The following is a 7839-nucleotide window of genomic DNA, read 5'->3' on the forward strand; positions in this document are numbered from 1 at the left end:
CTCCTTAAGTGTTCAAAATGGCTTGACCAGCCCAGCCGGAAAAACCTTGTTATTCTTCGTACATGACCTTTAACGGCACCGCAAAAAAAACCTTTAAGTTTTTTTTTAGTATTTTTTTGAAATCGGTTAAAACGTGATCAAGTTAATAAAAATTAAGGTGAATGTTTCATTGCAATGAGATGTAGCCCACTCAATGGCTAGCACTTTTTTGCGATCTTTCTGATAACAAATCAGGCGTGTTTTGTATGGAATGATGCAGATAAGGCACGGCAAGAAGTTCTGCCGCAAGAAACAAAAACGGCAAGGGATTGCCCCTTGCCGTTCTGGTCTGAACCGAATAGCGGAAAATTATTGCAACAGGCTCATTGCAGCCTGTGGAACCTGTTTTGCCTGAGCAAGGATAGACGTACTCGCCTGCTGCAGGATCTGGTTCTTGGCCATTTCCGTCGTTTCCTTGGCAAAGTCGGTATCACGGATACGGCTGTTAGACGCCGATACGTTTTCAGATACGTTTGCCAGGTTATTGATGGTATGGCCCAGACGGTTCTGCTTCGCACCCAAATCGGCACGCTGACTATCGATATACTTCAAGGCCGCATCAATGATTGGTACTGCATGTTGAGCTCCGCCTGCGGTCTCAACATTAATATCCCCCACCGATACCGACTTAGCCACACCTGCGATGTCACCGGTTACAACCGTTCCATCGGTGTTTTTCATGCTCATCGCACCAGCAGTCACTGCCACATCACCGTCACCGGCAAAAATTTGCAGTTCACCCTCTTCAGTTACCGAGGCGTTAACTGCAGAGTTCTGACCGTTAATGCGCGTTGCGATTTCTTCGACATCATCACCCTGGAGCAAATCAACGCTCACGTTGGTGACATTACCCAGCTTGTCAGTTACTGAGAAGCCAACCGTTGCATTGGCATTTAACTCAGCACCTGGTTCAATCTTGTTCGTTGAAACCAGCAGACTACCGCCCATCTCCTCATAATCGGCACGGACACTGTCCATCCCCATGATGATCGCTTCACCAGAATCGGCACCGATCTGGAATGCCGCTTCACCGAAGGTACCATTCAGAAGCTTACGGCCACCAAATGCCGTTGTTTCCGCGATACGGTTAAGTTCATCCTGAAGCGCCGAGACTTCTTCCTGGATTGCAACACGGTCATCATCCGAGTTTGCGCCGTTGGAAGACTGTAGTGACAGGTCACGCATACGCTGCAAGATGCTGGTTGATTCCTGCATTGCACCTTCGGCTGTCTGCGCAATAGAAATACCGTCATTGGCGTTACGCATTGCAACGTTCAGGCCTCGTGTCTGTGCCACCAAACGGTTAGAGATCTGCAGACCCGCTGCATCGTCTTTAGCACTGTTGATCTTGCTACCTGTCGATAGGCGTTCCATCGAAGTACTAAGATCACTCGTTGCTTTGACCAGGTAACGCTGCGCAGTCATGGCAGACACGTTGGTGTTTACTGTTACACCCATTTTGCTCTCCTTTGACTTTCGCTCTTTCAGCGAAACAGCCTACCCGCAACAGTCAATACGTAAGACGGTGAAGCGGGGCCAGCTATATGTATAAATAATATTGGCAACATTGTTGCCACCAACCTAGTATTAGCAATCATCATGCCAAAATTAAAAAATACTTTATTTCAATAATTTATGTCTAAATTTGATATAAAGTTCAGTACAGCGGCAACCCTGTGCCCATCGGCAAGACTTTCTTTGCCGTTGCGGTAATTGTTATTGCCGCCGCTAACAGTTCAACTAACACAGCATATTCACGCTAAAACGAATACCAGTTAGATATAGTTGAACAGATTCAAATCTTTGGTTTTTGCAAACGCCTGCTGAGAGGCCTGCAATGCCATCATGTTTTCGTTTAACTCAATAACGGCAGTCGCGTAATCAAGATCCTCCAGCGTGCCGCGCGCCTGTGTCATCACGATCTTGAAGTCCTCGTGCATATTCTCCTGGCGATCTAAGGTCTGCAGCCGGGTGCCAATTTCAGATCGTGCGCGGTTAATATGCTTGAAGCCTTCGGACAGCTCAGCCACAGCCTGCTGCAGCTCCGCCGAGGCCGACGCATCTGAAACATCACTGTCCGACAGATCAATGCTGCGCTGGAAAGCATCGAAAACATTGATCTTGTCCTGCCGTGATAGCTCGATCACATCGCCGTCTTCAATCTCGCCTTCCAGATCAACCTGCAAAGTTTCCCACTGGATCCCCTTACCCGGATCAAACTGGCCGCTACTGACCTCGCTGCCATTCTGGAACAACTTATAGGCAGGTCCGGTCGCCGTCGTCGCAAACTCGATGCGATATGCCGACGGATCAGCATCGTTGGTATTCGTCGCCTGTGACAGCAACAGCAGCGAGCCGCTTTGCAGTTCATAGTCCGGCTGGTAGTCACCGTATGGATTGGAAACTTCCATAAACAACTTATCGCCAGCATCATTCATCGGCACATCAACCGACGGAGCCACCTTGGCCATCCGCTGATAGCTGTCACCAACATAGGTAACATGACCATTGTTGTCCCGGAAAAAGGGTTGCTTGCTGTACTGGGTGCCGGCAAAAATGAAGTTGCCGGACTCATCCTTGGTATTCACCAGGTTCATGAAGGAGTCATACAGCCCCTGCATATCTTGCTTGTGGGCCATGCGGTCATCACCGGACAGCGAGCCGTTAACCATCATCATTGACTTGCGCTTGGCTTCATCGAGCAGGTTTTCGACCTCGGTGATCGCCGTCTCTTCATTATCCAGACGGTTCCGCGCCAGTGTGATCGACTTAAGCGACTGTTCAATCTGAGTATTCTGCTGATCAAAATTCTGGATATAGATCGACGATACCGGATCATCACCGGCAGTCAGCAGACGTTTACCCGTTGCCAACTGCTCCTGGTTTTCCTGCACCCGCACCTGCTGGCGATTCATATCGTTTGCCACAGAGCGGTAGTTATGGAAGGTGGCCATTCGGCTAATCATAAATAACGGTCTCCCTAGCGCGATACGTTAAGTAAGGTATCAAAGGTTTCGTTGGCAACAGTCATGATGCGCGACGAGGCCATATAGGCCTGCTGGAATCTCATCATATTGGCCGCTTCCTCATCGAGGTTCACGCCTGATATTTCCGCTACCCGACTTTCGGCGGCATCTTTCTCGACCAAACCGACTTCCCTGAGACGGGCTGCGGAAGCTTTCTGCACCCCCATCTCGGTATTTAGCCCCTGATAGACATCAATGACGGTAGAGCGGCCCTCATCCATCAGCTTTTCAGCCTGAAGGGTCTGCATCTTGATCAGGTTGCCGTTATCACCATCGGCTGCATTGAGGTTAACGGCAAAGACATCACCGCCAATGGCTCCTTGGCTCAGGGTAAAACCAGTGCCACCCACAACCACTTCACCGGCTGGCGGGTATGGCTGCGGAGCCTGCAGAATATTGCCTTTCATATCCAGAACGGCAAACTGGCTGGCATCCGGCGAGACGGCGACCTGAAATTCCGACAGGGTGCCGGGCTGGGTAATGTTAAAATCTGCCTGGCCCTGCGTATTGCTGGCAGAACTGAGGTAACTTTGAGCGGCAATTTTTGCCGGATCGCTCATCGCGACGCTGATCTCCCCTGCCGCAGAGCGTGTCGGACGCAATACAACCTGCTCGCCAGCTTTCATCGGCGCCGTCATTTCTACCTGGAAACCGTCCATAGTGAATGATGGCGGGTTACCACTCGGGATCACGTTCTGACTCGTACCGTCAGGAAAGGTCAAGGTATGCTGACTGCCGTCAAAGGTCAGGCCGTATTCACCAATTTTCACTTTGCTCAAATCGTCAATAAAGACCTTCATCTCTGCGGTCGAATCGGCCGGTAACATCACCCGTGCCGCCGCTGATGCCGGATCGTTGACATCCCGAAACATGTTCTGTCCGACCTGGCCTTTAAGATCCAGGCCCTGTTGCTGAAGCTCGTTCACCGACTCGGAAAAACCAATCGCGATACGGCCAATTTCATCCATGGCGTGGGTCAGTGTTTCGTCACGGAACTGGAATAATGCGGCCATCTTGCCGCCGATATCATCATTGCGGATTGTTTTGAGCGAATTGCCTTCGACAATGGCCAGCTGAGTCTGCTGCGGATCTGGCTTACCGCTCACCATTCTCAGCTCACTGGATTCCGTGCCAGACACCAAGGTATGGCCGCTACCGATCATGACATTGAAGCTTTCGGCGTTTTTTCGGGTCACGGTAACTTTGGTATACTCGGACAGCTCATTGATCAGGCTCTGGTGCCTGTCCAACAGGTCATTGTCATGGCCCGAAGCCGGTGTTTTAACCAAGGCCTTGTGCACATCCACCAGTTCTCTGGCAATATCATTAACCCGGCTCAATGTACGGGACAACACCTCATTGGTCTCCGACTTTTGACGAGACAAGATGCCATGATTGTCATTCAGGCCAGAGGCAACCATCTTTGCTTTTTCAAGCACCACTTTCCGCGACCCCATATCACTAGGGCTATCAGCCAGCGCCTTGACCGAGTCATACCACTGGTTCATGTCTTCCGGGATCTTCTTGGCACTATTAGCCAGCATATTATCCAGACGGCCAAGCTGGCCCTCTCGCTCGGTGGCATAGCTGAGGTTGGTGGTGGTCAGGTTAAGCTCATTGGTGGCAAACTGATCAAATCCGCGGCGAACTTCTGCCGCATGGACACCGGTACCATACTGGTTGCCCCCCCACCAAATAGGATCATTGGCTTGCTGAACAACAGATTGGCGGCTATAGCCTTCAGTATTAACATTGTTAATGTTATGGCTGGTCGTATTTAACTGCCGTTGTGCAGTCATCAGACCTTGGGAGCCCATATTTAGCAAGTCAAACCCCATGAAGCCTCCGGAACTGTGAGGGGGTTACAATTAATCAATAACTTGAGATGCAAAAAGCGTTCCACTTCTCAATCCAGCTTAAGTCATTGATTTAATAACAACTTGCTTATACTTATATTGGGAGTGATGTGGTGTTTTTTTGAGCGGAGGCAAGGAGTTGCCTATTTCATCAGGCGGTTCACCGTATCCATGACACTGATGACCTTATTGGAATATTCCGGATCCGTCGCATAACCCGCCTTATGCAAATTTCGAATAAAATGCACCGGATCAGCGGGTTGCTCCAGCGCTTCAGAATAACGCGGGTTCTGATTTAGAAAACGGACATAGTCATTGAAACTATCTTGGTAGCTGTCATAAGAACGAAATGCTGCCCGCTGCTGGACAGGGATCCCGTTATGGAACTCTAGTGTGTTGGTCGCAACCTTGTTGCCGGACCAACGCTGATCAGCTTTGATATTGAAAAGGTTGTTGCTGTTGCCTGCCGCATTCTTGATCACTTTCTTGCCCCAACCCGTTTCCAGCGCAGCCTGAGCAATCAATACTGATGGCTCAGTGCCTATCGCATGGGCTGCCTTTTCAGCATAGGGGCGCATCCGATTGACAAAATCCTGGGGTGACTCAAAGCCACGCTCATTGTCCTGAGGCTTCATCGGTGGCAGAGGCGCAGTAAAGGTCGTCGGCTGAGTTTGCTGCATGATTGTTAGCGCATCTTCCGCAGCCTTTTCTACCATTGCCTTATCCGGCTGCTTGCCTTTGGTATCAAACGGCAGATTCAGCGGCGCTTCTTTTACCGCCTGACGGAAGTCCTGCTCTGTTGGCACCGCGGGGCTCTGTGCTTCCTCTTCACCACCAAGCTGGGAGACAATCAAGTCTGCCAAGCCCAGCGAGCCGGTGGAACTCAACTCGCTCGCCATCTGCTCGTCATGCATCTGCTCGAAGAACTTACTGTTGCTGCTGCTCATCAGATCAGATTCAAAAACCTCATTGGCCTGGCGCATCGACTTAAACAACATCTGAGTAAAAATCGCCTCGAACTGCTGCGCAGCCGCACGCAAAGACTGACTTTCATCATCATTGATCCCCGCCCTTAGTCGCTCAAGGTTGGAGATATCGTGAATAAAACCCGGATTGGTTGTTTTCATGCTCAGAACCAAAGATTGTTTTAAATAATGATCAGCTGACCTTCAATGGCCCCTGCCTGCTTAAGTGCCTGCAAGATAGCCATCAGATCAGAAGGGGCGGCACCGACCTGGTTCACCGCACGTACCAGCTCATCCAAAGTGATCCCCGGTTCGAACTTGAACATTCGGGAATCTTCTTCGGTGACCTCAATATCAGAGTTCGGAACGACAACCGTATTACCGCCAGAAAAACCGTTCGGCTGACTGACAGAATAGTTTTCCTTAATCGATACGGTCATACCGCCATGAGTAATAGCTGCAGGCTTGAGCTTCACGTTTTGGCCAACAACAATCGTACCGGTCCGCGAGTTAACAATGATTTTCGCCGCACCTTCCGCCGGATCAAATTCAATGTTTTCGATGGTCGATAGGAATGCCACTCGCTGGCTCACATCTCGCGGGGCGCGGACACGGACAGAGGTGGCATCTACTGCTGCCGCCATGTGCGGACCGAGAAACTGGTTAACGGCATCAGCCATACGCTGCGCGGTGGTGAAATCGGACTCAAACAGGTTAAAGGTCAGGAAATCACCACGACCAAACGGGTTCGGTACTTCCTGTTCAACCATGGCACCGTTGGAGATTCGACCTACTGTCGGCGTGTTGCCAACCACTTTAGACCCATCGGCGCCGGTGGCACTGAACCCGCCAACGACCAGGCTCCCTTGTGCAATGGCGTAGACCTTTCCGTCCAGGCCTTTCAGAAAGGTTTGCAGCAATGTACCGCCACGCAGGCTTTTCGCCGAACCGATTGACGACACAGTGATATCTATCGTCTGGCCTTGTTTGGTAAACGGCGGCAAAGTTGCGTTTACGGCAACGGCAGCCACATTCTTTGTCTTCGGCTTGGTACCCGCCGGCAACTGAATTCCAAAATTTTGCAGCATGGCATTGAAGCTCTGGTCAGTAAACGGCGTCGTCTCCCCCGTTCCCGGCAAGCCGACAACCAGACCATAGCCAACCAACTGGTTACTCCGAACCCCGGCGACTTCTGATACGTCTTTAATTCTTGCCGCCTGAGACGGTAATGCCAACAACAGCATCAGGCCCATGCAAATACTCTGGAATTTCACTTCAGTGCTCCGTAATGTCACTTATTGTTCAATCAAACTAACGCTAAATACTGACGTTAAAGAAGCGAGCCAACCAGCCCTGCTCCTGGACATCCTGGCGATCTCCGGTGCCAGAATACTGAATACGGGCATTGGCAATCCGGGTTGAGGCAATAGTATTTTCCTGGCTGATATCGTCCGGACGCACCGTACCACTGACCCGAATATATTCATCACCGGTATTGAGTGTCAGCCATTTCTCGCCACGGACTAATAGGTTGCCATTGGCAAGTACATCAATCACTTCAACCGAGATAGAGCCCTTGATGCTATTGCTCTGATCGGCAGAGGTACTGCCGGCAAACTTATTGGCGTTGCTCACCTCGTAAGACAAGTTACGCTCGCCAATTTTGACTTCCTGACCACCAAGTGCCAGTGGGTCCATCGACAAGTCTGTCGATTTATCTAAATCCGAGCTGGCACTCTTCTTCGCCTGTGTCTTCTCCTCCAGCAGCACGGTGACGATATCGCCAATACCACGCGGCTTGGTATCATCATAGAGATCCTGAGCCCCAGTGACATTGAACAGCGAACCAGTCGCCGTCGCATAATGTTCGGGTTTCTCCTGAGGTCGGATACTGGCCCAGGCAGGATCGCCAGCTTGCGGATCTTCACGGCGGCGCAGCATGTCAATCAGGCC

The 7839-nt window shown here is 50.8% G+C and carries 6 protein-coding genes; all 6 read right to left on the bottom strand.

The window, feature by feature from the left end:
* Positions 1-348: 348 nt before the first annotated feature.
* Positions 349-1497 (bottom strand): flagellin, encoded by a 1149-nt coding sequence (locus MHN01_RS10065; RefSeq protein WP_239411232.1) that lies wholly within the window; start codon positions 1495-1497, stop codon positions 349-351.
* A gap of 317 nt (positions 1498-1814) precedes the next feature.
* Positions 1815-3005: a flagellar hook-associated protein FlgL gene (gene flgL, locus MHN01_RS10070; protein ID WP_239411233.1), complete on the bottom strand. Its 1191-nt coding sequence runs from the start codon at positions 3003-3005 to the stop codon at positions 1815-1817.
* Between the two features lie 14 nt (positions 3006-3019).
* Positions 3020-4903 (bottom strand): flagellar hook-associated protein FlgK, encoded by a 1884-nt coding sequence (flgK, locus tag MHN01_RS10075; RefSeq protein ID WP_239411234.1) that lies wholly within the window; start codon positions 4901-4903, stop codon positions 3020-3022.
* Positions 4904-5064: 161 nt separating this feature from the next.
* Positions 5065-6048: a flagellar assembly peptidoglycan hydrolase FlgJ gene (gene flgJ, locus MHN01_RS10080; protein ID WP_239411235.1), complete on the bottom strand. Its 984-nt coding sequence runs from the start codon at positions 6046-6048 to the stop codon at positions 5065-5067.
* 20 nt (positions 6049-6068) lie between these two features.
* Entirely contained in the window at positions 6069-7139 is a 1071-nt protein-coding gene (locus tag MHN01_RS10085; RefSeq protein WP_239411237.1) for a flagellar basal body P-ring protein FlgI, read from the bottom strand.
* A 64-nt stretch (positions 7140-7203) separates the two neighbouring features.
* On the bottom strand, positions 7204-7839 hold a 636-nt coding region (locus MHN01_RS10090), incomplete at its 5' end, for a flagellar basal body L-ring protein FlgH (protein WP_239411236.1).

It is taken from the genome of Photobacterium sp. OFAV2-7, assembly GCF_022347985.1.
In the GTDB taxonomy this organism is placed as follows: Bacteria; Pseudomonadota; Gammaproteobacteria; order Enterobacterales; family Vibrionaceae; genus Photobacterium.

What these genes read in the sequence shown, in the direction of transcription:
- MHN01_RS10065 (WP_239411232.1), bottom strand. Translation starts at nt 1,497, where the DNA reads ATGGGTGTAACAGTAAACACCAACGTGTCTGCCATGACTGCGCAGCGT.
- flgL (WP_239411233.1), bottom strand. Translation starts at nt 3,005, where the DNA reads ATGATTAGCCGAATGGCCACCTTCCATAACTACCGCTCTGTGGCAAAC.
- flgK (WP_239411234.1), bottom strand. Translation starts at nt 4,903, where the DNA reads ATGGGGTTTGACTTGCTAAATATGGGCTCCCAAGGTCTGATGACTGCA.
- flgJ (WP_239411235.1), bottom strand. Translation starts at nt 6,048, where the DNA reads ATGAAAACAACCAATCCGGGTTTTATTCACGATATCTCCAACCTTGAG.
- MHN01_RS10085 (WP_239411237.1), bottom strand. Translation starts at nt 7,139, where the DNA reads ATGGGCCTGATGCTGTTGTTGGCATTACCGTCTCAGGCGGCAAGAATT.